The sequence below is a fragment of the Candidatus Bandiella numerosa genome (assembly GCF_021811875.1).
GTDB lineage: Bacteria > Pseudomonadota > Alphaproteobacteria > Rickettsiales > Midichloriaceae > Aquirickettsia > Aquirickettsia numerosa_A.
Window position 1 is genome coordinate 1 of the sequence record NZ_JAJBJD010000243.1, and the last position, 255, is coordinate 255.

A 255-nucleotide genomic window follows, 5' to 3' on the forward strand; every position below is an offset into this window, starting at 1 on the left:
ACCAGGCGCACCTTTATTGCGTTTTACAGCTCTAAAGGCACTTTTGAGATTAGTAGTATGAACTACTTTCTCAATCAAGTCTTTCGCAAGGTCATGGGGTATTTTAAATGCTGAAGTCACTTTATGCACCTTGAGATCAACAGCTTCGGTACTGCCGTCACTGTTTGATACATGGTCGATATAAATATCATTTGCTGCCATATGCCTCCAAAATTAAAACTCCAGTACCTAACAAATCTAATTCAGGCCTTCCCT

The 255-nt window shown here is 40.0% G+C and carries 1 protein-coding gene; it reads right to left on the minus strand.

Annotated elements, in window-relative coordinates:
* The coding region (locus tag L8D11_RS05530; RefSeq protein WP_236870662.1) for a hypothetical protein at positions 1 to 201 on the minus strand (201 nt) is incomplete at its 3' end.
* Positions 202 to 255 lie beyond the last annotated feature (54 nt).